The organism is Ideonella sp. BN130291 (assembly GCF_036231905.1).
Classification (GTDB): Bacteria; Pseudomonadota; Gammaproteobacteria; order Burkholderiales; family Burkholderiaceae_C; genus CAMLIZ01.
The window spans coordinates 415,586-440,423 of sequence record NZ_JAZARE010000003.1; the positions used below are offsets into that span (position 1 = coordinate 415,586).

Genomic DNA, 24,838 nt, shown 5'->3' on the forward strand with positions numbered 1-24,838 from the left:
TCTATCACACAAGCGACAGCGGCTGCGCTGGCTCAGAAGGCGTCCAGCGCCATCTCGGTGACGCCGGCGGCGCCTTCGACAATGCTGTCGCGCTGGCCGGGCACGCGGCTGAGGATGTGGTCGCCGTAGAAGCGCGCGGTGGCGATCTTGGCCTTCATGAACTCGGTGTCGCTGCCTTCAGCCAGGCGGTCTTCCGCCACCATCAACGAACGTGCCATCTGCCAGCCGGCCACCACGTTGCCCGCCAGCATGAGATACGGCACCGAGCCGGCAAACACCTCGTTGGGATGCGCCTTGGTGCGGCCGGCGACGAAATCCACCGTCTGCTGGAAAGCCTGGCGGGCAGCGGCCAGGCGCTTCAGCATCGCGCGGCAGGCGACGCTGTCGCGCTTTGCGAGTTGCGCTTCGGTGGCCTCGATCTGGCTTGCGATCGCCATCGCGGTTTGGCCACCGTCACGCGCGGTCTTGCGGCCCACCAGATCGTTGGCCTGGATGGCCGTCGTGCCTTCGTAGATCGTCAGGATCTTGGCGTCGCGGTAGTACTGCGCCGCCCCGGTCTCCTCGATGAAGCCCATGCCGCCGTGCACCTGCACGCCCAGGCTGGTGACTTCCAGGCTCATCTCGGTGCTGAAGCCCTTGACCAGCGGCACCATGAATTCATAAAAGGCCTGGTTCTGCCTGCGCACCTGTTCGTCCGGGTGCGCATGCGCCGCGTCGTAGGCGGAAGCGGCCACCAGCGCCATCGCACGACAGCCTTCGGTGAAGGCACGCATGGTCATCAGCATGCGCTTCACGTCAGGGTGATGGATGATGGGCGCGGCCGTGTTCATCGAGCCATCGACCGGGCGCGACTGCACACGGTCGCGCGCATAGGCCACCGCCTTCTGGTAGGCCCGCTCGGCCACCGCGATGCCCTGCATGCCCACCGCGTAGCGGGCCGCGTTCATCATGATGAACATGTACTCCAGGCCTCGGTTCTCCTGGCCCACGAGGTAACCCACGGCCCCACCGTGATCGCCGAACTGCAGCACCGCGGTCGGGCTGGCCTTGATGCCCATCTTGTGCTCGATGCTCACGCAGTGCACGTCGTTGCGCGCGCCCAAAGAGCCGTCCGCATTGACCATGAACTTGGGCACCACGAACAGCGAGATGCCCTTCACGCCTTCCGGTGCGCCCGTCACGCGCGCCAGCACGAGGTGGACGATGTTGCCCGCCATGTCGTGCTCACCGTAGGTGATGAAGATCTTGGTGCCGAAGAGCTTGTACGTGCCATCGGGTTGCGGCTCGGCGCGCGTGCGCACCAGCGACAGGTCCGAGCCGGCCTGCGGCTCGGTGAGGTTCATGGTGCCGGTCCACTCGCCGGAGATCATCTTCGGGATGTAGATCGTGCGCAGTTCGTCGCTGCCGGCGGTGAGCAGCGCCTCGATCGCGCCATCGGTCAGCAGCGGGCACAGGGCGAAGCTCAGGTTCGCGCTGTTGATCATCTCGATGCAGGCCGCGCCGATCGTCTTGGGCAGGCCCTGCCCACCGAACTCGCCCGGATGCTGCAGGCCCTGCCAGCCGCCTTCGCCGAACTGGCGGAACGCGTCCTTGAAACCAGGCGTCGTGGTGACCTCGCCGTCCTTCCACGACGACGGGTTCTTGTCGCCTTCGAAGTTCAGCGGCGCCACTACGCCTTCGTTGAAGCGCGCGCACTCCTCCAGCACCGCCTGTGCCGTGTCGACGCCGGCCTCCTCGAAGCCGGGAAGCTTCGTCAGGGCGTCGATGTTGGCCAGCTCCTTCATGCCGAACAGCATGTCCTTCACGGGGGCGCGGTAGCTCATGGTCTGTCTCCGGATCCAAAGAAAAGGGCGCCCGCCGGGCGCCCGCTGTCCTGTCAATTACAGGGCGTTCACGAGCTCGGGCACGGCCGCGAACAGGTCGGCTTCCAGGCCATAGTCAGCCACGCTGAAGATCGGCGCTTCGGGATCCTTGTTGATCGCGACGATCACCTTGGAATCCTTCATGCCGGCCAGGTGCTGGATGGCGCCCGAGATGCCGGCCGCGATGTACAGCTGCGGCGCGACGATCTTGCCGGTCTGGCCGACCTGCCAGTCGTTGGGCGCATAACCGGCGTCCACGGCGGCTCGGCTGGCGCCGAGCGCAGCGCCCAGCTTGTCGGCCAGCGGCGTGAGCACTTCATTGAACTTGTCGCTGGAGCCGAGTGCGCGGCCGCCGGAAACGATGATCTTGGCGGCGGTCAGCTCGGGGCGGTCGCTCTTGGTGACCTCACGGCCCACGAAGCTGGAGCTGCCGCTGTCGGCCACGGCGTTCACGTTCTCCACAGCCGCGGAGCCGCCGGAGGCTGCGGCTGCATCGAAGCCGGTGGCGCGCACCGTGATCACTTTCACCTTGTCGGTGCTTTGCACCGTGGCGATCGCGTTGCCCGCGTAGATCGGACGCTCGAAGGTGTCGGGCGAGTCCACCTTGCTGATCTCGCTGATCTGCGCCACGTCGAGCTTGGCCGCGACGCGCGGCGCCACGTTCTTGCCGTGCGCGGTGGCGGGAAAGAGGATGTGGCTGTAGCTGCCGGCAACGGCCAGCACCTGCGCCGCCACGTTCTCGGCCAGCTGTTCGCCCAGCGCGGGCGAGTCGGCCAGCAGCACCTTGCTGACGCCGGCGATCTGCGATGCCTGCTTGGCGGCCTCGGCGGCGTTCGCGCCGGCCACCAGGACGTGCACTTCGCCACCGCAAGCGGCGGCTGCGGTCACGGTGTTGAAGGTGGCGCCCTTGATGGACGCGTTGTCGTGTTCGGCAATGACGAGTGCGGTCATGTTCAGATCACCTTGGCTTCGTTCTTCAGCTTCGCGACCAGCGTGGCCACATCGGGCACCTTGATGCCGGCGCTGCGCTTCGGGGGCTCGCTGACCTTCAGCGTCTTGATGCGCGGCGTGACGTCCACGCCCAGGTCGGCCGGCTTCATCGTCTCCAGCGGCTTCTTCTTCGCCTTCATGATGTTGGGCAAGGTCACGTAGCGCGGCTCGTTCAGGCGGAGGTCGGTGGTGATCACCGCCGGCAACTTGACCTTCACGGTCTCCAGGCCACCGTCCACTTCACGGGTGACGCTCGCGAAGCCATCGGCCACCTCGACCTTGGAGGCGAAAGTGGCTTGCGGCAGCTCAGCGAGTGCGGCCAGCATCTGGCCGGTCTGGTTGCAGTCGTCGTCGATGGCCTGCTTGCCGAGGATCACCAGCTGCGGCTGCTCCTTGTCGATCAGCGCCTTGAGGATCTTGGCCACCGCCAGCGGCTGCAGCTCTTCGGCGGTTTCCACCAGGATGGCGCGGTCGGCGCCGATGGCCATGGCGGTGCGCAGGGTTTCCTGGCACTGCGTGACGCCGCAGGAAACGGCGATCACCTCGGTGACCACGCCCTTTTCCTTCAGGCGCACGGCCTCTTCGACGGCGATCTCGTCGAAGGGGTTCATGCTCATCTTCACGTTGGCGATGTCCACCCCCGTGCCGTCGGATTTCACGCGGACCTTCACGTTGTAATCGACGACGCGCTTGACGGGTACCAGAACCTTCATTGCGCTTATCTCCTGTACTGATTGACGTAAACGTTAAGTGGGATTCTAGAGGGGCGAGCGCACGTCCTCGGCCGCGAGGCAGCACAATAAAACGAACGATCGTGCTATTTTAGATGCGTCTCCCCAACCGGCCCTGTCGTGCAGGCGACAAGGCCGGTTGAACAGCCAGCAGATAGACTGCCCGGCGCCATGCACAGCCCCGCCACTCCTTCCGGCCTGATCGGTGTTTTCGACTCCGGCGTGGGCGGCCTGTCCGTGTTGCGCGCCTTGCGTGCGCGGCTGCCGGGTACACCGCTGCTGTACCTGGCCGACTCCGGCTACGCGCCTTATGGCGACCGGACCGTCGAGGACGTGACCCAGCGCTCGGCCCGTGTGATCGAGCACTTGCTGCAGCAGGGTGCGTGCATGGTGGTGATCGCCTGCAACACGGCGACCACGCTGGCGATCGGGGATCTGCGGGCGCGTTGGCCGCAGGTGCCGATCGTGGGCGTCGAGCCGGGCGTCAAGCCGGCCGTGCTGCGCACGCGCAACCGCCGCATCGGCGTGCTCGCCACCCGCCGCACGATCGCCAGCGAACGGTTGCAGCGCCTGCTGCAAGACCATGCGGCGGCCTGCGAAGTGACCTTGCAGGCCTGCCCCGGCCTGGTGGACGCCATCGAGTCCGGCATGCTCGATGACGAGGGCATGTTTGGCCTGCTGGGCGAGTTCTGCGCCCCGCTCCAGGCGGCGCAAGTGGACACCGTGGTGCTCGGCTGCACGCACTACCCGTTTGTCGCCGACCTCATCCGTCGCTGGATGGGCCCCGATGTGCAGCTGGTGGACACGGCCGACGCCGTCGCCGAACGCACCGCCGCCGTGTGGCAGGGCCTCGCGACGGCACCCAGCGGCCCGGTCTCCACCCGCTTGCAGACCACCGGTGAGCCGGTGCTGCTGAGCCGCCTGGCGGCACGCTGGCTGGGCATCGAACAGCCCGCCGAACGGGTCTGTCTGTAACGGGCGTTTGCCAAACCCGGTAGATCTACCAAGAGGGCGGGTAGATCCTCCGGGGGCCGCGTGCGCACCGTTTGCCAGGCGCTGTTTATAAGGTCGACTCCTTCAACCCTCGGGAGAACCGGCGTGACGATTCGATCCATCCCTGCACGATGGCTGCTCACCGCAACCCTGCCGCTGCTGATGCTGGGCGGCTGTGGTGGCTCCAGCCCCGACGACGAGAGCGACACCGGCAGTGCGCAAGCGCAGGGCGCCGCAGTCGGCACACGTTCGATGCACCGCAGAACCGAGCCGGGCAATGCCGCGGCCATCGCCGAAGCCGACGGTGGCCAGGCGACCGCCTTGCACGCGACCGGCCAGTGGGACGCACAAGCGCTCGCCACCGCGGCCGCGCGTCCATTCCCGCACCACGTCACCTACACCAGCGGCGTCATCAAGCCGAGCAACGTCTCCCAGTCGGCGATGGACTCCGCCGTGCAAAGCCGCTACGCGAGTTGGAAGAGCACCTACCTGCGCACCTCCGGCGGCCAGGGAACCTGGGTGAAGTACGACGACACCAGCTCCACGGTGTCCGAGGCGCACGGCTACGGCATGGTGATTTCCGCCTACATGGGCGACAAGACCACCTTCGATGCGATGGTCAAGTACTTCAAGGCACACCCGAGCGTCAACGCCGCACACCTGATGGCCTGGAAGCAGACGCTGTCAGGCGGTACGATGAAGAACGTGGAAGGCGCCGACTCGGCCACGGATGGTGACCTCGACATCGCCTACGGCCTGCTGCTTGCGGACGTGCAATGGGGCTCCACCGGCACCATCAACTACAAGAGCGAAGCACTCGCCGTGCTGCACGATGTGCTGGCCCACGACGTGAACCAGACGACCTGGACGCTCAAGCCCGGCGATTGGGCGAGCGGCTCGGACGCCAACCACACGCGCCCGTCTGACTTCATGACCAGCCACTTCCTCGCTTTCGCCAAGGCCGACAGCGCGAACGCGACCAAGTGGAACAACATCTACGACAAGGTCTCGTCCATCGTGAACTACCAGTTCACGCATGGCAGCGGCAACACCGGCCTGATGCCGGACTTCATGGTGAAGTCCAGTTCCAGTTCGAACTTCCTGCCGGTGTCAGGCACGTACCTGGAAAGCTCGCACGACGGCGACTTTGACTACAACGCCTGCCGCACGCCGTGGCGCCTGAGCATGTCCTACATCGTCAACGGCCGCACCGACATGCTGGCACCGCTCCAGAAGCAGGCCGCCTGGATTCGCTCGGCCACCGGCAGCGTGCCCACGAAGGTGCGCGCCGGCTACTACGTGAAGAACGGTACCAATGGCAGGGCCTATGTGAGCTACGACGACCTTGCCTTCACAGCCCCGATGGCGGTGAATGCCATGCTGGGCGGCGGCTCCGGGCAGACCTGGCTCAACAACCTGTGGACGTCGATCAACGGCGGCGACTACGGCAGCACCGTCGACTACTACGGCGACACCATCCGGCTGCAGGTGATGCTCACGGTCTCGGGCAACTGGTGGACGCCCTGAGGGAGGGATAAGCGGCTCGTGGTGCCCGGGACGGGGATCGAACCCGTATGCCCTCTCTCAAGGGCGGCGGATTTTAAGTCCGCTGCGTCTGCCTGTTTCGCCACCCGGGCCGCGCGCGATTATGGGCGCGCACCAATGAAAAGGGCCTCGCAACGCGAGGCCCTTTTGTCTGGAGGCGCGGGCCGGAGTCGAACCGACCTACACGGATTTGCAATCCGGTGCATAACCGCTTTGCTACCGCGCCTTGTTGTTCTTGTTGTCCGGTGCTGCCACCGATATTGGGCGGCATTCTCACACAAGGATCAAAGACCCGTTGGGTGCATAAAAAAGGGAAGCATGAGCTTCCCTTTTTCGTCTGTTCTGGAGCGGGAAACGAGACTCGAACTCGCGACCTCAACCTTGGCAAGGTTGCGCTCTACCAACTGAGCTATTCCCGCTTGGGCACTCCGCTGACCAACAAAACTTTTGCTGTTCAGCGAAGCTCGCAGTATATACCGCTTTTTAGAAGCTTCGCAAGCCCCTTTCAGTGCTTGATCGCTTCAGTGGTCGCCTGCCCGCCTTCCGGTGTGGTGGCAGCTGCAGCCGGCGTTTCCGGCTTGGGCACCACTTCGTCGTCGGGCAGGGGTTGCGGCTTGGCTTCCAGCGCCACTTCCAGCACGTGGTCGATCCACTTCACCGGCACGATCTCGAGCTTGTTCTTCACATTCTCGGGAATGTCCTGCAGATCCTTGACGTTCTCTTCCGGGATCAGCACCGTCTTGATGCCGCCGCGGTGAGCTGCCAGGAGCTTCTCCTTCAGGCCGCCGATCGCCGTGACCTCGCCGCGCAAGGTGATCTCGCCGGTCATCGCCACATCCGCCCGCACCGGGATGCCGGTGAGCGCCGACACGAAGGCCGTGGTCATCGCGATGCCCGCGCTGGGGCCGTCCTTGGGCGTCGCACCGTCCGGCACGTGGATGTGGATGTCGCGCTTTTCGAAAGCTTCATCCTTGATGCCGAGGCGTCGCGAGCGTGAACGCACCACCGAGCGTGCAGCCTCGACCGACTCCTTCATCACGTCGCCCAGCTGGCCGGTGCGAATGATGTTGCCCTTGCCGGGCATGATGGCCGACTCGATGGTGAGCAGGTCGCCGCCCACTTCGGTCCAGGCCAGGCCGACCACCTGGCCGACCTGGTTCTGCTTCTCGGCCTGGCCGTAGCTGAAGCGCCGCACGCCCAGGAAGTCGTGCAGGTTGTCTTCAGTGACCACCACCTTGCCGTCGTAGGTCTTGAGCTGGATGCCCTTGACCACCTTGCGGCAGATCTTTGAGATCTCGCGCTCCAGCGAACGAACGCCGGCTTCGCGGGTGTAGTAGCGGATGATGCCGCGGATGGCGCCCTCGGTGACTTCCATCTCCTCATCTTTCACGCCATTGTTCTTCTGCTGTTTGGGCAGGAGGTAACGCTGGGCGATGTTGAGCTTTTCGTCCTCGGTGTAACCCGACAGGCGGATCACTTCCATCCGGTCCAGCAGCGCCGGCGGGATGTTCATCGAGTTCGACGTGGCCACGAACATCACGTCCGACAGGTCGAAGTCGACCTCGACGTAGTGGTCGCTGAAGGTGTGGTTCTGCTCCGGGTCCAGCACTTCGAGCAGGGCCGACGACGGGTCGCCACGGAAGTCCATTCCCAGCTTGTCGATTTCGTCCAGCAGGAACAGCGGATTGCGGGTGCCCACCTTGGACAGGCTTTGCAGCACCTTGCCCGGCATGGAGCCGATGTAGGTGCGGCGGTGGCCACGGATCTCGGCCTCATCGCGCACGCCGCCCAGCGCCATGCGAACGAACTTGCGGCCGGTGGCGCGCGCCACGCTCTGGCCCAGCGAGGTCTTGCCCACGCCCGGGGGGCCCACCAGGCACAGGATGGGCGCCTTCACCTTGTCGACGCGCTGCTGCACCGCGAGGTACTCGAGGATGCGGTCCTTGACCTTCTCCAGGCCGTAGTGGTCCTCGTTCAGCACGTCCTCGGCATTCTTGAGGTCGTGCTTGATCTTGGTCTTCTTGCTCCAGGGCAGGTTGACCAGGGTGTCGATGTAGTTGCGCACCACCGTGGCTTCGGCGGACATCGGCGACATCAGCTTGAGCTTCTTCAGCTCGGCATCGGCCTTCTTGCGCGCCTCCTTGGGCATGCGGGCGGCGGCAATCTTCTTCTCGAGGTCCTCGAGGTCAGCGCCCTCTTCGCCGTCGCCCAGTTCCTTCTGGATCGCCTTGACCTGCTCGTTCAGGTAGTACTCGCGCTGGCTCTTTTCCATCTGGCGCTTGACGCGGCCACGGATGCGCTTTTCCACCTGGAGGATGTCGACCTCGTGCTCCAGCAGCTCCAGCAGCTTTTCCAGGCGCTTGTCGACCTCGAACAGGTCGAGTACCGACTGCTTGGCTTCCAGCTTCAGCGGCAGGTGTGCGGCGATGGTGTCGGCCAGTCGGCCGGCATCGTCGATGCCTGCGATGGAGGTCAGGATCTCCGGCGGGATCTTCTTGTTGAGCTTGACGTACTGGTCGAACTGCTGCGTGACCGCGCGGCGCAGCGCCTCGATCTCGGGCTTGGTATCGGCCAGCGGCGGCACTGGGGTGACATCGGCGACGAAGTGCTCGCCGTTGTCCGAGATCGCATTGGTGTTGGCGCGCTGGATGCCTTCGACCAGCACCTTCACGGTACCGTCGGGCAGCTTCAGCATCTGCAGGATGGTGGACACGCAGCCGACATCGAACATGTCGTCGGCTTTCGGCTCGTCCTTGCCGGCGGCCTTCTGGGCCACCAGCATGATCTGGCGCCCTGCTTCCATCGCCGCTTCCAGTGCCTTGATGGACTTGGGGCGGCCGACGAACAGCGGGATCACCATGTGGGGGAACACCACCACATCGCGCAGCGGCAGCAGCGGCAAGGTGATGGGTTCAGCAGGCAATACGGGATGTCCGGACATGGGAACCTCTCTTTCCCGGCCTACTTAGGGGCCGGGGCTGAATTTGCAAGCAGCCGCATCATGCGGACCGCTTGCTGGTGTGGGCGACCGCAAACGCAATGCCGGATCGGCGCGTTCAGGCGCTGGCCTTGGCCTGCTCGCGGTACACCAGCAGGGGCTTGGCGTTCTCTTCGATGTTGTGCTCATCGAGCACCACCTTGGCAACGCCATCGAGGTTGGGCAGATCGAACATGGTGTCGATCAGGGCGGCTTCCATGATGGAGCGCAGGCCGCGTGCACCGGTCTTGCGGGCCAGCGCCTTGCGGGCAATCGCCTGCAAGGCCGACGGGCGGATCTCCAGATCGACTCCGTCCATGCCGAAGAGCTTCTGATACTGCTTGAGCAGTGCGTTCTTCGGCTCGGTGAGGATCTGCACCAGCGCGTCTTCGGTCAGCTCGCCCAGGGTGGCGACCACCGGCAGGCGGCCCACCAGTTCGGGGATGAGACCGAACTTGATCAGATCCTCGGGCTCGGCCTCGCGGAACACTTCCGAGACCTTGCGCTCGTTCTTGGTGTGCACCGTGGCGCCGAAGCCGATGCCTGAGCGCTCGGTGCGGTTCTGGATCACCTTTTCCAGCCCGTCGAAGGCGCCACCGCAGATGAACAGGATGTTGGTCGTGTCGATCTGCAGGAAGTCCTGGTTCGGGTGCTTGCGCCCGCCCTGCGGCGGCACGCTCGCCATCGTGCCCTCGATGAGCTTGAGCAGCGCCTGCTGCACGCCTTCGCCGGACACGTCCCGGGTGATGCTCGGGTTGTCAGCCTTGCGCGAGATCTTGTCGATCTCGTCGATGTAGACGATGCCGCGCTGCGCCCGCTCGACGTCGTAGTTGCAGTTCTGCAGCAGCTTCTGGATGATGTTCTCGACGTCCTCGCCCACGTAGCCCGCTTCGGTGAGCGTGGTGGCGTCCGCGATGACGAAGGGCACGTTGAGCAGGCGTGCCAGCGTCTGGGCCAGCAGCGTCTTGCCGGAGCCGGTGGGGCCGATCAGCAGGATGTTGCTCTTGGACAGCTCGACTTCATCCTTCGAGCTGCCCATGTGCTTCAGGCGCTTGTAGTGGTTGTAGACGGCCACAGAGAGCGTGCGCTTGGCCTGATCCTGGCCAATGACGTACGAGTCCAGGATGCCCTTGATCTCGCCCGGCGTGGGCAGGTCGGACTTGGCGGCGCGCGAGGCTCCGTTTTCAGCGGGCACCTCGTCGCGGATGATGTCGTTGCACAGCTCGATGCACTCGTCGCAGATGAAGACCGAAGGGCCGGCGATGAGCTTCTTCACCTCGTGCTGGCTCTTGCCGCAGAAGGAGCAGTACAGGACTTTTTCGCTCGAAGCGCCTTTTTTGTCGGCCATGGGTGCGTGCGAAGGGAATCGCGGTACGTGAGAGTGTTCGGATCAATGATAGTTCAAGTGAAGACGGGGCCTTTCGCAGGAAAAGGCCCCGTTTTCCATGCTCCGCCGGCCGCTTGCGGCCGGCAAGCGGCGCTCAGGCCCGCTTGTCCAGCACCTGGTCGATCAGGCCATAGGTCTTCGACTCGTGAGCGGACATGAAAAAGTCCCGTTCCGTATCGTTTTGGATCTTTTCTAGCGGCTGGCCGGTGCGCTCGGCCAGGATGCGGTTCAGCTGCTCGCGGGTGCGCAGGATCTCCCTGGCATGGATCTCGATGTCCGTGGCCTGGCCCTGGGCGCCGCCCAGCGGCTGGTGGATCATGATGCGCGAGTTCGGCAGGGCAAACCGCTTGCCCTTGGCGCCCGCTGCCAGCAGGAAGGCGCCCATGCTCGCTGCCAGGCCCATGCACAGGGTGGACACGTCGGGCTTGATGAACTGCATGGTGTCAAAGATCGACATGCCGGCGCTCACCGAGCCGCCTGGCGAATTGATGTACAGCGAAATGTCCTTGTCGGGGTTTTCGCTTTCCAGGAACAGCAATTGCGCCACCACCAGGTTGGCGGTCTGGTCATTCACCGGGCCGACCAGGAACACCACCCGCTCGCGCAACAGGCGGCTGTAGATGTCGTAGGCGCGCTCGCCCCGGCCGGACTGCTCGATGACGATGGGCACCATGCCCAGGTTCTGCGTCTCCAATGCGCTCATGCTGTTCCTTGAGGAATGATTCATCCGATATTGGGCTTCATTATGAGGTGACAAGAGCCGACCCCAGATGCAAAAAGGGCACCGGCCTGGTGGCCGAGTGCCCTGCTGCACGGAACGGGAACCGTCAGGCCTTCATCAGCTCGTCGAAGGGCAGCGACTTGTCCACCACCTTGGCCTTGCCGAGCACGTACTCGGTGACGTTGTTCTCGATCACCACCGCTTCCACCTCGGACATGCGCTGGCGGTCGCTGAGGTACCAGCGCACAACCTCGGCCGGCTTCTCGTAGCTCTGCGCCATTTCCTCGATGTGGGCCTGCAGCTGGTCCGGCTTGGCCTGCAGGTTGTTCTGGCGCACCAGCTCCGCCACGGCCAGGCCCAGGCGCACGCGGCGCTCGGCCTGGGGCCGGAAGATCTCCGCGGGGATGGGCGCCTTGTCGGCATCCTTCACGCCGCGCTGCTTCAGGTCGGCGCGTGCCTGCTCGGTCATGCGCTCCACTTCGTTGGCCACCAGCGCGTTGGGCACTTCCAGCTCGGCCGCCTTCAGCAGCGCGTCCATCACATTGGCCTTGTTACGGGCCTGGACACGGAATTTCACTTCGCGCTCGAGGTTGCGCTTGATGTCCGCGCGCAGGGCTTCCACCGTGCCTTCTGCGATGCCGAGGGACTTGGCAAAGGCCTCGTCCACCTCGGGCAGGTGGGCGGCCTCGATCTTCTTCATGGTGACCAGGAAGTCGGCTTCTTTCCCGGCCACGTCCTTGCCGTGGTAGTCCTCCGGGAACTGCAGCGGAAAGGTCTTCGACTCGCCGGTCTTCATGCCGCGCACGGCTTTGTCGAACTGCTCCAGCATCTGGCCTTCGCCGATCAGAAACTGGAAGGCCTCAGCCTTGCCGCCGGAGAAAGGCTCGCCGTCGATCTTGCCTTCGAAGTCGATGGTCACGCGGTCGCCTTCCGCGGCGCCTTCCGCGGCCGGACGCTGGGCGAAGGTGCGGCGCTGCTTGCGCAGGATGTCCAGCGTGCGGTCGATCGCCTCGTCGCTCACGTCGGCGGTCACACGCTCCACCTCCACGGCGGACAGGTCACCGATCTTCACTTCCGGGTAAACCTCGAAGGTGGCGTCGAAGGCAATGGTGCCCTCGGGAGCCTCGTCCTTCTGGGTGATACGCGGCTGGCCGGCCACACGCAGCTTGGCTTCGGTGGCGGCGTTGTTGAAGGCCTGGCCGACCTTGTCGTTCATGACCTCGTATTGCACCGAATAGCCGTAGCGCTGGGCGACCACGCTCATGGGCACCTTGCCCGGGCGGAAACCATCGGCCTTGACCGTGCGCGACAGGCGCTTCAGGCGGGATTCGACTTCGTTGCTGATGTCGGTGGCAGCCAGGGTCAGCGTGATGCGACGCTCCAGCTTCTCAAGGGTTTCCACGGTGACCGTCATATGCGTGTCTCTCTGGTTGATACATGGTGCGCGGGGGGGGACTCGAACCCCCACACCATCGCTGGCGTCAGGACCTAAACCTGGTGCGTCTACCAATTTCGCCACCCGCGCACACGGGAAAGAAAAGTGAAACAAGGGGCGGGAGCTTTCGCTCCTGCCCCTTGCTACGGAATCCTGGCGATCCGGCAAACCTCGAATTTTAGCTGGTTGCGGTGCCTATTTCGAGATTTCCCACCGGATTCGCCGGCCGGGCCTTTTCCTCGGTCGGCCGGGGCACCCGGAACCAGGCCGCATACATTGCCGGCAACGCCAGCAGCGTGAGCACCGTGGCCACCACCAGGCCACCCATGATGGCCACCGCCATCGGGCCCCAGAACACACTGCGCGACAGCGGGATCATCGCCAGCACGGCCGCCGCGGCGGTGAGCACGATCGGCCGGAACCGCCGCACCGCGGATTCCACGATCGCCGTCCAGGTGGGCACGCCGCGGGAGCGGTCCTGCTCGATCTGGTCGATCAGGATCACCGAGTTGCGCATGATCATGCCCATGAGCGCGATCACCCCCAGCAGCGCGACGAAACCGAAGGGCCGGTTCAGCAGCAGCAGCGCCCCCGCCACCCCGGCAATGCCCAGCGGCCCGGTCAGGAACACCAGCATGGCGCGCGAGAAGCTGTGCAGCTGCAGCATCAGCAGGGTGAAGATGATGAACAGCATCACCGGCACGCCGGCCGCGATCGAGCCCTGGCCCTTGCTGCTCTCCTCCACCGAGCCCGCGATCTCGATGCGGTAGCCCGGCGGCATCTTGGCCTGCAGCTCGGCCAGCTTCGGCCACACCTGGTTGGTGACGGTGGCGCCTTGCAGGCCTTCGACCACGTCGCCTTGCACGGTGACGGCGAAGTGCCGCCCTTCGCGCCACATCACACCCGGCTCCCAGGTGAAGCCGACCTTGGCGATCTGGGTCAGCGGAATGGAGCGGCCGCTGGCGGTGGGCAGGTAGGCGTTGCCGATGTCGGTGATCGCATTGCGTTCGTCAGCCGGCTGGCGCAGCACGATGTCCACCAGCTTGTCGCCTTCGCGGTACTGGCCCACGGTGGTGCCGGACAGGATGGTGCGGGAGGCCTGTGCGATGGACTGGCTGGTCACCCCCAGCGCCCGCGCCTTGTCCTGGTCGATGTCCAGGCGCAGCACCTTGACCGATTCGTTCCAGTTGTCGTTCACGCCGCGCATGTTCGGGTTGGCGCGCAGGATCTCCTTGGCCTGATCGGCCCACTGGCGTACCTGCCTGGCGTCGTCGCCCACCACCCGGAACTGCACCGGGTAGGGCACCGGTGGCCCGTTGGGCAGCAGCTTGACGCGGCCGCGCACTTCGGGGAACTCGTCGGCCAGGATGGTGGGCAGCCGCAGGCGCAGCGCCTCGCGCTCCTTCAGGTCCTTGGGCAGCACGATGGCCTGGGTGACATTGCTCTGCGGGAAGATCTGGTCCAGCGGCAGGTAGAAGCGCGGCACGCCGCTGCCCACCCACATGGTGACCGCCTCCACGCCCGCTTCCTTCTTCATGCGGGCCTCGAAGTGCTTGGCCACCTCTTCGCTCTGCGTGATGGTGGAGCCTTCCGGCAGCCACAGGTCCACCATGAGTTCGGGGCGGCTGGAATCGGGGAAGAACTGCTGCTGCACCTTGCCCATGCCAGCCAGGCCCAGCACGAAGGTGAACACGGTCAGCCCGATCGTGATCCAGCGGTGCTCGACGCACCAGTTCACCAGGCCGCGGAAGCGGGTGTAGAACGGCGTGTCGAACAGCTCGTGCGGGCCCTCGCTGTCGCTCTGGACCTTGCTGTGCACCCGCAGCAGCCTGGCGCCCAGGTAAGGCACGAAGTACACCGACACCAGCCAGGAGATCAGCAGCGCGGCGGTGGTCACCGCGAAGATGGCGAAGGTGTATTCGCCCACCGTGGACTTGGCCATGCCGATCGGCAGAAAGCCGGTGGCGGTGATCAGCGTGCCGGTCAGCATGGGCATGGCCGTCACGTCGTAGGCGAAGGTGGCGGCGCGCATCTTGTCGTAGCCCTCTTCGAGCTTGCGCACCATCATCTCCACCGCAATGATGGCGTCGTCCACCAGCAGGCCCAGCGCGATGATCAGGCTGCCGAGCGAGATCTTGTGCAGCCCCACGCCCCAGTAGAACATGGTGACGAAGGTGATCGCCAGCACCAGCGGAATGGTGATGCCCACCACCAGGCCGGGCCAGATGTCGATGCGCAGCGGCTTGGTGTGCAGGCCCAGGCTGATGAAGCTCACCGCCAGCACGATCACCACCGCCTCGATGAGCACGTGCACGAACTCGCCCACCGAGCGAGACACCGACTTGGGCTGGTCCTGCACCTGCTCGAGCTTGATGCCCAGCGGCAGCTCCTTCTCGATCTTGCCGGTGGTCTCCTTCAGTGCATCGCCCAGGCGGATGATGTCGCCGCCCTTGGCCATGGAGATGCCCAGCGCCAGCACCGGCTTGCCCTGGTGGCGCACTTTCACGGCCGGCGGGTCCACGTAGGCCCGCTTGATCTCCGCGATGTCGCCCAGGCGCAGCGAACTCGATGCACCCGTGCCGGTGTTGGTGGCCCGGATCGGGAAGCGCCGCAGCTCTTCCACCGAGTTGAACTGGCCGCCGATGCGCACCTGCAGGCTGTCGGTGCCGGTGTTCAGCACGCCCGCACTTTCCACCGCGTTCTGCGCGCCCAGTTGCCCCAGCACCTGGTTGAAGTCGAGCCCGAGCTGGGCCAGCCGCTTCTGCGAGATCTCGATGAAGATCTTTTCCGGTTGCGCGCCGAAGATCTCCACCTTCGCCACATCGGGCACCTTCAGCAGCGTCTGGCGCACCCGGTCGGCGTGCTCGCGCAGTTCCTCGTCGGTGAACCCGTCGGCGGAAAGCGCATAGATCGAGCCGTAGACGTCGCCGAACTCGTCGTTGTAGAACGGGCCGATCACGCCCTGCGGCAGGGTGGAGCGCGCATCGCCGATCTTCTTGCGCACCTGGTACCAGACGTCGTGCACCGCGCCCGGTGGCGAGCTGTCGCGGATCTGGAAGATGGTGAGCGATTCACCCGGCTTGGTGTAGCTGCGGATCTTGTCCGCATACGGCACCTCCTGCAGCGTCTTCTCGATCTTGTCGGTCACCTGCTCGGCCACCTGCTGCGCGGTGGCGCCGGGCCAGAAGGCCTGCACGACCATGGCGCGGAAGGTGAACGGCGGGTCTTCGTCCTGGCCGAGCTGGAAGTACGCGGCCACGCCGAGCACCATCAGCACGATCATCAGGTAGCGGGTGAGCGGCTGGTGCTCCAGCGCCCAGCGCGAGATGTTGAAGCGCGAGCTGGGCGGGTCGCCGGCCAACGGAGAGGGGTTCATGGGACGCGCCTTGAGGTCAATGGGTGCTGGCTGCCACCGGCGTGCCGCCGCGCGGGTCGACGTAGAGCTTGACCTTCTGGCCAGGCGTGAGCACATGCACGCCGGCGGTCACCACGGTCTGCCCGGGTGCGAGACCACCGCTCACCAGCACACTGTTGCCCTCGGCACCGGCCACCTGGATGGGCTGCGGCTTGACGGTCATCGAGGCCTTGTCCACCAGCCACACCGCCGTCTTGCCCTGGACTTCCATCACCGCGGACAAGGGCAGCTTGGCCACGCCCACCGTCTTGGGCAGCTCCATCAGCACCGCGGCGGTCTGGCCCAGGCGCACCGGCGCCTTGCCGACGTCGGCCTTCACCAGGAAGGTGCGGGTCACGGGGTCCGCCGCCGCAGCCACCTCGCGCACGGTGGCGGGGAAGATTTCAGCGCCCTGCCCCCACATGCGCACCTTCAGCGCTTGCGGCGAACCCGCAAGGGCCCGCACGCCGGCGATCTGGTCTTCCGGCACGGCGAACACCACGTCGCGGGGCCCGTCATGCGCCAGCCGCAGCACCGGCGTGCCGGCGCCCACCACGGTGCCCGGGTCTGCGTCCACGCCAGTGATCACGCCGGGCGCGTCGGCCACCAGGGTGGCGTAGGCCGTCTGGTTGACCTGCACGCCGGCCTGGGCGCGCGCTTGGTCCAGCTGCGCCTTGGCGGCCTTCAAGGCGGTGTCGCGCCGCTCCAGTTCGGCGGCGCTGATGAAGCCCTGGTCGCGCAGGTCCTTGAAGCGCTTGTAGTCGGCTGCCGTCTGGTCGAAGTTGGCCTGCGCCGAGTTGAGCGCGGCGCGGGCGGCGTCCTGGCCGAGCTTGAGGTCCTGCGGGTCCAGTTGCGCCAGCATCTGGCCAGCCTTGACCGTGGCGCCCAGGTCCACCGCGCGCCGCACCAGCTTGCCCCCCACCCGAAAGCCGAGGCGGGACTCGGTGCGCGCCCGCACTTCGGCCGCAAACTCATGCACGCCGCCAGCGCTGTCGCTGGACACCGTCATCGTGCGCACCGCGCGCACGGGTTCCGGCGCGGGTTGAGGTTTGGAACAGGCCACCAGGACACTGGCGGCGGCGATGACGAGGCTGAGCTTGCGCATGGAGCGTCCTTGAACGGTCGCGAGACTAACTGACTGACTGGTCAGTAATATATTTCCGGAACTCCGGGGTGTCAAATCGCTCGTCCGCCACAATTCCGCGGTGAGCGTCGACCACTACGAGAACTTTCCCGTTGCCTCATGGCTTTGCCCGCGCCACCTGCGCCCTGCCGTGAAGGCGCTGTACTGGTTCGCCCGCACAGCGGACGACCTGGCAGACGAAGGCAACGCAGCACCGGCGCACCGCCTGGCGCAGCTTTTTTCCTACCGGCAGGCGCTGGCCCTGGCCCTTGCCGACCAACCCGATCCCGAGGAGCGCTGGCCGCAGGTGTTTGGCCCCTTGCGCGCCACGCTGCAGCGCCATCGGCTCGATCCGCACCTGCTGCAGGACCTGCTGAGCGCCTTCGAGCAGGACGTGCACAACCCGCACTACCAGGACAGGGCCGAGTTGCTGGACTACTGCCGGCGCTCGGCCAACCCGGTGGGCCGCTTGCTGCTGCAGCTCTACGGGGTGAGCGATCCGGTCGCCCTGCGCCAGTCGGACGCCATCTGCACCGCGCTGCAGCTGATCAACTTCTGGCAGGACATCGGGCGCGACCTGGCCAAGGGACGCTGCTACGTGCCCCGCACGGACGCGCAACGCCATGCCGTGGACCCGGCGCACCTGCAACCGGGCATGGACACACCGGCCACCCGCGCACTCCTGCGCGATCTTTGCCACTGGAGCGAGCGGCTGATGCTGGAGGGCGCTGCCCTGGTGCACCGTGTCCCGGGGCGCGCCGGCTGGGAGCTGCGGCTGGTGGTGCAGGGGGGCCTGCGTGTTCTTGAGAGAATTGGCAGGATGCACCACGCCACACTCCTGCACCGGCCCACGCTGAGCGCCTGGGATGCGCCCCTGCTGCTGCTGCGCGCCGTCACCATGGGCACCGGGCCTGCTGCCAGGGCCACGGCGTGACCCCCGAACAGTACGTGCAGGACAAGGCGGCCCGCAGTGGCTCGTCCTTCTATTACGCCTTCCTGTTCCTGCCACCGGAGCGGCGCGCCGCCATCACCGCCTTCTACGCCTTCTGCCGCGAGGTGGACGACGTGGTCGACGAGGTACGCGACCCCAGCGTGGCGGCCACCAAGCTAGCCTGGTGGCGCAAGGAAGTGGGCAGCGCGTTTTCCGGCCAGCCTAGCCATCCGGTGATGAAAGCGCTGATGCCGCACGCGCCGGCGCACCGCATGGAAGCAGCCCATCTGCTTGCGGTGATCGACGGTTGCGAAATGGACCTGTCGCAGTCGCGCTACCTCGACTTCCCCGGCTTGCAGCGCTATTGCCACCTGGTGGCCGGCGTGGTGGGCGAAGTGGCCTCCAGCATCTTCGGCCGCAGCCAGGAGCAGACGGTGCGCTACGCCCACCAGTTGGGCTTGGCCATGCAGCTCACCAACATCATCCGCGACGTGGGCGAGGACGCCCGCCGCGGCCGCATCTACCTGCCGGTGTCCGAGCTGCAGCAGTTCGACGTGAAGGCGCATGAGATCCTCAAGCGCGAGGCGCCCTGGGGCTACAGCGACCGCTTTACCGCCCTGATGCGCTTCCAGGCGGAGCGCGCCCATCGCATCTATGACGAAGCGCTGTCGCTGTTGCCGCCACAGGACCGCCGAGCGCAGCGGCCAGGGCTGATGATGGCCAATATCTACCGCACCCTGCTGCGGGAAATCGAAGCCGAGAACTTTCAGGTGCTGCACCAGCGTATCGCGCTCACGCCGCTGCGCAAGCTGTGGATAGCGATGCGCACGAACTGGCAAGCAAGGTGAGCTCGCCGGGCCGGCGGGTCGCCGTCGTGGGCGGCGGCTGGGCGGGCGTGGCCGCCGCGGTGGAAGCGGTGAGCCAGGGCCACCAGGTCACCCTGTTCGAGACGGCCGCGCAGCTGGGCGGCCGGGCACGCAGCGTGGATTCGGCCGGCCGCCTGCTCGACAACGGGCAACATATCCTGATCGGGGCCTACCGCGACACCTTGCAGCTGATTCGCCGGGTGGGCGTGGATGTGGATGCCGCCCTGCTGCGCCAGCCCCTGCGATTGCAATACCCGGACGGCAGCGGCCTGTGCCTGCCCGCAGGGCGGCCGGTGCCCGCCTTCGTGCGCGGCGTGTTGCGCTATCGCGGCTGGCCCTGGGCCGCCCGCGGCGCCGTGCTCCTGCAGGCTGGCGCATGGCTGGCGCAAGGGTTCCGCTGCCCGGCCCACCTGACTGTTGAACGCCTGGTGCACCGCCTGCCGCGGGTGGTGCGCGACGAACTCATCGAGCCTTTGTGCGTGGCGGCCTTGAATACGCCCGCCGCCCGGGCGAGCGCACAGGTGTTCCTACGCGTGCTCAAGGATGCGCTGTTTGGCGGCCCCGGGTGCGCCGACCTGTTGCTGCCCCGCGTGCCGCTGCGCCACCTGCTGCCGCAGCCGGCCGGCGCTTGGCTGCAGTCCCGCGGAGCCGAGCTGCGGCTGGGCGAACGGGTGCAGTCCCTGCTGGCGGACGGCGCGCAGTGGCGGCTGAACGGCCACTGTTTCGATGCCGTCGTGCTGGCCTGCACGGCGGCCGAGGCGGCACGCCTGACCGCAGCCGTCGCCCCCGGGTGGTCGGCGGCAGCCGGCGGCTTCGAGTACGAGCCGATCGTCACGGTGTACCTCGCCTGCGAGGGCGCGCGCCTGCCCCAGCCCATGACCGCCTTGCGCACCGGGCCGCAGGCACCAGCCCAGTTCCTGTTCGACCACGGCGCGCTAGGCGGCCCGGCGGGACAGTTTGCCTGCGTCGTGAGTGGTGCGCGGGAGTGGGTGGCTCAGGGCCTGGCCGCCTGTGCCGAAGCCGCCGTCGCACAGGCGCTGTCCGCATTTCCGGCCGGCACCTGGCCCGCGACACCCCGGGTGGTGGCCACATGGGCCGAAAAGCGCGCCACATTCCTGTGTTCGCCGCAGCTCGAACGCCCTGGCTCGCAGGTGGCCCGGGGCCTGATCGCGGCCGGCGACTACATCGAGGGGCCCTACCCTGCCACGCTGGAAGGGGCCGTCAGGTCCGGCCTGGCCGCGGCGCGGCAGCTCGCGCCTTGAAAGCCACCCGTCAACGTGCGAACGGTGCCGCAAGCGGTTCGCCGACGAACACGCCTTGCTGCGGCCAGGCCACGCTTTTCCAGTAAGCCTCGATCGCGCTGCTGCCCTGCAGGTAGTGCAGCAGCAGCAGCTGGGGATGGGGGAACTTCTGCAGGTGATTGCACGGCTCTGTCACGGTGCCGTAGCTCGCGGTTGCACCGGAGGCGATCCAGGCCAGCGCCGTGGTCTGCCCGCCTTGCCGATCCAGCTGCCCACCAAAGGACGTGAGGTGGTCTGCCAGCGCGCCGTCCACCCAGTGCAGGCGTTCCAGGCCATCGACCTTCGCCAGCCCGGTCTCGGCCAGCAGCAACCGGTCCTTTTCGGTCAAGGCATCGCCCTGCTCCACCTGCACCTGTACACCCTGGCGCCGCATCAGGCCGACCGGCGGGTACAGCCGCGCCCGCACGTTGCGCGCTGCGTCCTGCGTGGACAGGTAGTACGCCGTGACCGGCGGCGCACCACGCCAGCCCAGGCTGCGATCGGCCGCGACGCCGCGGTCCACCAGCGCCTTGGCCTGCGCCACATCCGACGCGGCGAGCAGCATTGCCAGGCGCAGGCCCTTGTCGGTGTAGGGCCGCGACGTGGCGGCATTGAAATAGGGCGACGGACGTGAGCGGCCGCAGGTCTGGCGGCAGAGCTCCGGGTCGAAGCCCAGCGCGAGTGCGCCAGTGATCGCATTGCATTGCACCGCGTAGGGTTGCGTCCAGGCCAGCGCCAAGGCCTGGACCTTGGGTCCAAAGTGGTCGTCGATCTGGCGCTTGAGATCCGCAAACTCTTCCGGCGTCAGCGTCGCCCGCACCGGCAAGGCCAGCCGCAAGACCTGGTTCTCCTTCAGCCGGCGCTTGTCGATGTAGTAGGCACCGACCTGTTCCGAGTAGGGATCTGCCGTATTGATCACCAGGCCGATGTCGGCGGCGGTGATCCGTCCCAAGCCTTTGGGCACCTGTACCCATGTCGGCCCGGCATCGCTGGCGGCACCTGCCCCCTGCGGGCTTGCCGGGCTGGCGGCCGCGATGGTGAAGGCTGCAGCCCAGGCATATCGGTATACAAATCTACTTTTCGCCATGCAAAAATAAATGAAAGCCCTCACAATCAACCTCCATGAGGAAGAAAGAGGGCAATACACCCACCATCCAGGTACTGGAGCGGACGTTTTCGCTGCTGGACGTGCTGGCAGCGCACCAGGATCCGGTGTCGCTGAAAGAGATCAGCGACCGCACCGGACTGCATCCGTCCACCGCGCACCGCATTCTCAACGACCTGGCGGCCGGCCGCCTGGTGGACCGGCCGGAAGCCGGCAGCTATCGCCTCGGCATGCGCCTGCTGGAGCTGGGCAATCTCGTGAAAGCCCGGCTCGATGTGCGCGACGCGGCGCTGGGCCCGATGCGGGAGCTGCACAAGTTCACCCACCAGCCGGTGAACCTGTCGGTTCGCCAGGGTGACGAGATCGTCTACATCGAGCGCACCTACAGCGAGCGCTCGGGCATGCAGGTGGTGCGCGCCGTCGGTGGCCGGGCGCCCTTGCACCTCACCTCGGTGGGCAAGCTCTTCCTGGCCCATGACGACCCGCAGCGGGTGCGTGCCTATGCCACCCGCACGGGCCTGGCCGGGCACACCCGCAACAGCATCACCGAAGTGGCGCGGCTGGAACGGGAACTGGCCAGCGTGCGCCAGGCGGCCGCAGCGCGCGATGACGAAGAGCTGGAGCTCGGCGTGCGCTGCATGGCCGCCGGCATCTTCGACGACCAAGGCAAGCTGGTGGCGGGCCTGTCGATCTCCGCACCGGCGGACCGGCTGGAAGAAGCCTGGCTGGAGCGTGTGAAGGCCACTGCGGCCCAGATCTCGGCCGCCCTCGGACACCGCGGCAGCTAGACACCATGAAAAACGCCCTGGCATGCCAGGGCGTTTTGTCTTGGGTAGCCGGCTCAGGACGTGAGCTGAGCGGTGTTGGCGGTGGTCGTGGTGGCGGCGGGTGCCGGCTGCGCCTCGGTCAGCCACTTGCGGATGCGCTCGGCATCCCCAATACGGGAGTATTTGCCCGCTGAATCGAGCAGCACCATGATGAGTTTGCGGCCCGCCAGTTGGGCCTGCATCACCATGCACCGGCCCGCCTCAGAGATGTAGCCGGTTTTCTGCAGGCCGATGTCCCAGGTGGGGTTGCGCACCAGGGCGTTGGTGGTGTGGAACTGCAGCTGCCGGCGGCCGACCGCCACCTGGTATTCACGCGACGTGGACAGCTGGCGGATGAGTTCGTGCTGGTAGGCCGTCTTCACCAGCAGCGCCAGGTCATGCGCGCTCGACTGGTTGGCGCTCGACAAGCCGGTGGGCTCCACATAGCGTGTGTCGTTCATGCCCAGTTCCTGGGCCTTGCGGTTCATGGCCGCTACGAAGGCCTGCAGGCCGCCGGGATAGCTGCGGCCGAGCGCGTGCGCGGCGCGGTTTTCGGACGACATCAGCGCCAGGTGCAGCATCTCGCCACGCGTCAGGCGCGTGCCCACCGCCAGGCGCGAGCTGCTGTGCTTTTGCGTGTCGACGTCGTCGTCGGTGATGGTGAGCACCTCGTCCAGGGGCTGCTTGGCCTCGGTGACGATGGTGGCCGTCATCAGCTTGGTGATGGAGGCGATCGGCAGCACCGCTTCGGGGTTCTTGCTGAGCAGTACCTCGTTGGTGTCCTGGTCCAGCACCAGGGCGACACTGGACTTCAGGTCCAGGGGCGCGTCCGTGCCATGCAGACCGGCGAGCTGCCCGAACGATGGGCGCGCCGGTTCGACGAGGCTCACCTTGCGGGTGGGAGCGGCCTTGACGCGCACGCTGCTGTGCGCCTTGGTGGCCTTGCGCGTCTTGCCCTTGGCTTCGGCAGCCGCAGGATGGGCGAGCGCCAGCGCGACCAGCAGGCCGACGCAGGCAGACACAACTTGAGGGAACCGTAGGCTCATCGACACAACTACCTTTCGACGTGGCCGCAGTGTAGGAGACTTGTGAAAACCGCGCAATATCAATCGCTTACGCAGCGTTTCTCAAGTGAGCCCTACGGCACGACTCACCCTTGTGCTGCCACGCGCTCGGTCTGGCTGTGTAACTTGTTCAACGCGGAGAGATACGCCTTGGCGGACGCCACCACGATGTCCGGATCCGCGCCAACGCCGTTGACCACCCGGCCCCCGTGTTGCAACCGCACCGTGACTTCGCCTTGCGATTCTGTGCTGCCGGACGTGATGGCATTCACGGAATAAAGCAGGAGTTCCGCCCCGCTTTTCACTTGCGACTCGATGGCGCGCAGGCTGGCGTCCACCGGGCCGTTGCCCACGCTTTCCGTGTGGTACTCGGTGTCGCCAACGGTGAACGCCACCTTCGCATGCGGACGCTCGCCGGTTTCGGAACGCTGCGACAGTGCCAGCAACCGGTAATGCTCGTGATCGTGGCTCACGCTTTCGTCGCCCACCAGCGCGATGATGTCTTCGTCGAAGATCTCGCTCTTGCGGTCAGCCAGATCCTTGAAGCGCGCGAAGGCGGCATTGACCTCCCCCTCGGACTCCAGCTGGATGCCCAGCTCCTGCAGGCGCTGCTTGAAGGCATTGCGCCCCGACAGCTTGCCCAGCACGATCTTGTTGGCGGCCCAGCCCACGTCCTCGGCCCGCATGATCTCGTAGGTGTCGCGCGCCTTCAGCACGCCGTCCTGGTGGATGCCGGACGCATGAGCGAATGCATTGGCGCCCACCACCGCCTTGTTGGGTTGCACCACGAAGCCGGTGGTCTGCGACACCATGCGCGAGGCGGGCACGATCTGCGTGGTGTCGACGTTGAGATCCAGCCCGAAGTAGTCGCGCCGCGTTCGCACGGCCATCACCACTTCTTCCAGCGAGCAGTTGCCGGCACGCTCGCCCAGGCCATTGATGGTGCACTCCACCTGGCGAGCGCCGCCGATCTTCACCCCGGCCAGCGAATTGGCCACCGCCATGCCGAGGTCGTTGTGGCAATGCACCGACCAGATCGCCTTGTCGGCGTTGGGAATGCGCTCGCGCAGCGTCTTGATGAAGTTGCCGTACAGCTCCGGGATGGCGTAACCCACGGTGTCGGGGATGTTGATCGTCGTCGCGCCTTCGTCGATCACCGCTTCCAGCACGCGGCAGAGGAAATCCATGTCGGAGCGGTAGCCGTCTTCCGGCGAGAACTCCACGTCACCGCAGAGGTTGCGCGCGAAGCGCGTGGCCAGCCGCGCCTGCTCGAACACCTGGTCGGGTGTCATGCGCAGCTTCTTCTCCATGTGCAGCGCACTGGTGGCGATGAAGGTGTGGATGCGTGCCGAAGCCGCGCCCTTCAGCGCTTCGGCCGCACGCGAGATGTCGCGGTCGTTGGCGCGGGCCAGCGAGCAGACGGTGCTGTCCTTCACCGCATCGGCGATCGCCCTCACCGCCTCGAAATCACCGTTGGACGATGCCGCGAAGCCGGCCTCGATGACGTCCACGCGCAGGCGCTCCAGCTGGCGCGCGATGCGCAGCTTTTCTTCGCGGGTCATGGAAGCGCCGGGCGACTGCTCGCCGTCGCGCAAGGTGGTGTCGAAAATGACGAGCTTGTCGCCCAT

Annotated in this window: 18 protein-coding genes and 4 tRNA genes; 6 read left to right on the plus strand and 16 right to left on the minus strand. The window is 66.3% G+C overall.

The window, feature by feature from the left end; all coding sequences use genetic code 11:
- Positions 1–32: 32 nt before the first annotated feature.
- The 3 genes from VPH43_RS08240 to VPH43_RS08250 are packed head-to-tail and all read right to left on the minus strand — an operon-like array spanning position 33 to position 3,565.
- Positions 33–1,823, minus strand: a complete 1,791-nt coding sequence (locus tag VPH43_RS08240) for an acyl-CoA dehydrogenase (protein ID WP_328577198.1) — start codon at positions 1,821–1,823, stop codon at positions 33–35.
- Positions 1,824–1,880: 57 nt separating this feature from the next.
- Positions 1,881–2,813, minus strand: coding sequence for an electron transfer flavoprotein subunit alpha/FixB family protein (locus VPH43_RS08245; protein WP_328577199.1), 933 nt, complete (start codon positions 2,811–2,813; stop codon positions 1,881–1,883).
- A 2-nt stretch (positions 2,814–2,815) separates the two neighbouring features.
- The gene (locus VPH43_RS08250) at positions 2,816–3,565 is read right to left on the minus strand and encodes an electron transfer flavoprotein subunit beta/FixA family protein (protein ID WP_328577200.1); all 750 of its coding nucleotides are present in this window, start codon (positions 3,563–3,565) and stop codon (positions 2,816–2,818) included.
- 189 nt (positions 3,566–3,754) lie between these two features.
- On the opposite strand from VPH43_RS08250, the gene murI reads away from it, so the two are divergent.
- Positions 3,755–4,558: a glutamate racemase gene (gene murI / locus VPH43_RS08255; RefSeq protein WP_328577201.1), complete on the plus strand. Its 804-nt coding sequence runs from the start codon at positions 3,755–3,757 to the stop codon at positions 4,556–4,558.
- A 123-nt stretch (positions 4,559–4,681) separates the two neighbouring features.
- Positions 4,682–6,103 carry a glycosyl hydrolase family 8 gene (locus tag VPH43_RS08260; RefSeq protein WP_328577202.1) on the plus strand — a complete coding sequence of 474 codons (1,422 nt, stop codon included), beginning with the start codon at positions 4,682–4,684 and terminating at the stop codon, positions 6,101–6,103.
- 19 nt (positions 6,104–6,122) lie between these two features.
- Here VPH43_RS08260 and VPH43_RS08265 read toward each other — a convergent pair.
- From VPH43_RS08265 to VPH43_RS08310, 10 genes are all read right to left on the minus strand, one after another.
- Positions 6,123–6,213: transfer RNA gene (locus VPH43_RS08265), tRNA-Leu, on the minus strand.
- A gap of 60 nt (positions 6,214–6,273) precedes the next feature.
- Positions 6,274–6,347 (minus strand) — tRNA-Cys (locus VPH43_RS08270).
- A gap of 117 nt (positions 6,348–6,464) precedes the next feature.
- Positions 6,465–6,540 (minus strand) — tRNA-Gly (locus VPH43_RS08275).
- Positions 6,541–6,626: 86 nt separating this feature from the next.
- The gene (gene lon, locus VPH43_RS08280; RefSeq protein ID WP_328577203.1) at positions 6,627–9,062 is read right to left on the minus strand and encodes an endopeptidase La; all 2,436 of its coding nucleotides are present in this window, start codon (positions 9,060–9,062) and stop codon (positions 6,627–6,629) included.
- A gap of 115 nt (positions 9,063–9,177) precedes the next feature.
- The gene (clpX, locus tag VPH43_RS08285) at positions 9,178–10,446 is read right to left on the minus strand and encodes an ATP-dependent Clp protease ATP-binding subunit ClpX (protein WP_328577204.1); all 1,269 of its coding nucleotides are present in this window, start codon (positions 10,444–10,446) and stop codon (positions 9,178–9,180) included.
- Between the two features lie 133 nt (positions 10,447–10,579).
- Positions 10,580–11,188 (minus strand): ATP-dependent Clp endopeptidase proteolytic subunit ClpP, encoded by a 609-nt coding sequence (gene clpP / locus VPH43_RS08290; RefSeq protein WP_328577205.1) that lies wholly within the window; start codon positions 11,186–11,188, stop codon positions 10,580–10,582.
- A gap of 124 nt (positions 11,189–11,312) precedes the next feature.
- Entirely contained in the window at positions 11,313–12,620 is a 1,308-nt protein-coding gene (tig, locus tag VPH43_RS08295) for a trigger factor (protein ID WP_328577206.1), read from the minus strand.
- 24 nt (positions 12,621–12,644) lie between these two features.
- A tRNA-Leu gene (locus VPH43_RS08300) sits at positions 12,645–12,731 on the minus strand.
- Between the two features lie 88 nt (positions 12,732–12,819).
- The gene (locus tag VPH43_RS08305; protein ID WP_328577207.1) at positions 12,820–16,017 is read right to left on the minus strand and encodes an efflux RND transporter permease subunit; all 3,198 of its coding nucleotides are present in this window, start codon (positions 16,015–16,017) and stop codon (positions 12,820–12,822) included.
- A 16-nt stretch (positions 16,018–16,033) separates the two neighbouring features.
- Positions 16,034–17,140 carry an efflux RND transporter periplasmic adaptor subunit gene (locus tag VPH43_RS08310; RefSeq protein WP_328577208.1) on the minus strand — a complete coding sequence of 369 codons (1,107 nt, stop codon included), beginning with the start codon at positions 17,138–17,140 and terminating at the stop codon, positions 16,034–16,036.
- 100 nt (positions 17,141–17,240) lie between these two features.
- Between VPH43_RS08310 and hpnC the strand changes: the two genes are divergently transcribed.
- The 3 genes from hpnC to hpnE are packed head-to-tail and all read left to right on the plus strand — an operon-like array spanning position 17,241 to position 20,217.
- Positions 17,241–18,092 (plus strand): squalene synthase HpnC, encoded by an 852-nt coding sequence (gene hpnC, locus VPH43_RS08315; RefSeq protein ID WP_328577209.1) that lies wholly within the window; start codon positions 17,241–17,243, stop codon positions 18,090–18,092.
- On the plus strand, positions 18,089–18,937 hold the full coding sequence (gene hpnD, locus VPH43_RS08320; protein ID WP_328577210.1) for a presqualene diphosphate synthase HpnD: 849 nt from the start codon (positions 18,089–18,091) through the stop codon (positions 18,935–18,937). Before hpnC ends, hpnD begins: the two co-directional genes overlap by 4 nt.
- The gene (gene hpnE / locus VPH43_RS08325; protein WP_328577211.1) at positions 18,934–20,217 is read left to right on the plus strand and encodes a hydroxysqualene dehydroxylase HpnE; all 1,284 of its coding nucleotides are present in this window, start codon (positions 18,934–18,936) and stop codon (positions 20,215–20,217) included. Before hpnD ends, hpnE begins: the two co-directional genes overlap by 4 nt.
- 10 nt (positions 20,218–20,227) lie before the next feature.
- Here the strand turns inward: hpnE and VPH43_RS08330 are convergent, their stop codons facing one another.
- A complete protein-coding gene (locus tag VPH43_RS08330; protein WP_328577212.1) occupies positions 20,228–21,187 on the minus strand; it encodes a TIGR03790 family protein in 960 nt (319 codons plus the stop codon).
- Between the two features lie 170 nt (positions 21,188–21,357).
- Between VPH43_RS08330 and VPH43_RS08335 the strand changes: the two genes are divergently transcribed.
- Positions 21,358–22,128, plus strand: coding sequence for an IclR family transcriptional regulator (locus VPH43_RS08335; protein ID WP_328577213.1), 771 nt, complete (start codon positions 21,358–21,360; stop codon positions 22,126–22,128).
- 53 nt (positions 22,129–22,181) lie between these two features.
- Here VPH43_RS08335 and pbpG read toward each other — a convergent pair whose 3' ends face one another.
- A complete protein-coding gene (pbpG, locus tag VPH43_RS08340; RefSeq protein ID WP_328577214.1) occupies positions 22,182–23,192 on the minus strand; it encodes a D-alanyl-D-alanine endopeptidase in 1,011 nt (336 codons plus the stop codon).
- A gap of 104 nt (positions 23,193–23,296) precedes the next feature.
- A complete protein-coding gene (locus VPH43_RS08345; RefSeq protein WP_328577215.1) occupies positions 23,297–24,838 on the minus strand; it encodes a 2-isopropylmalate synthase in 1,542 nt (513 codons plus the stop codon).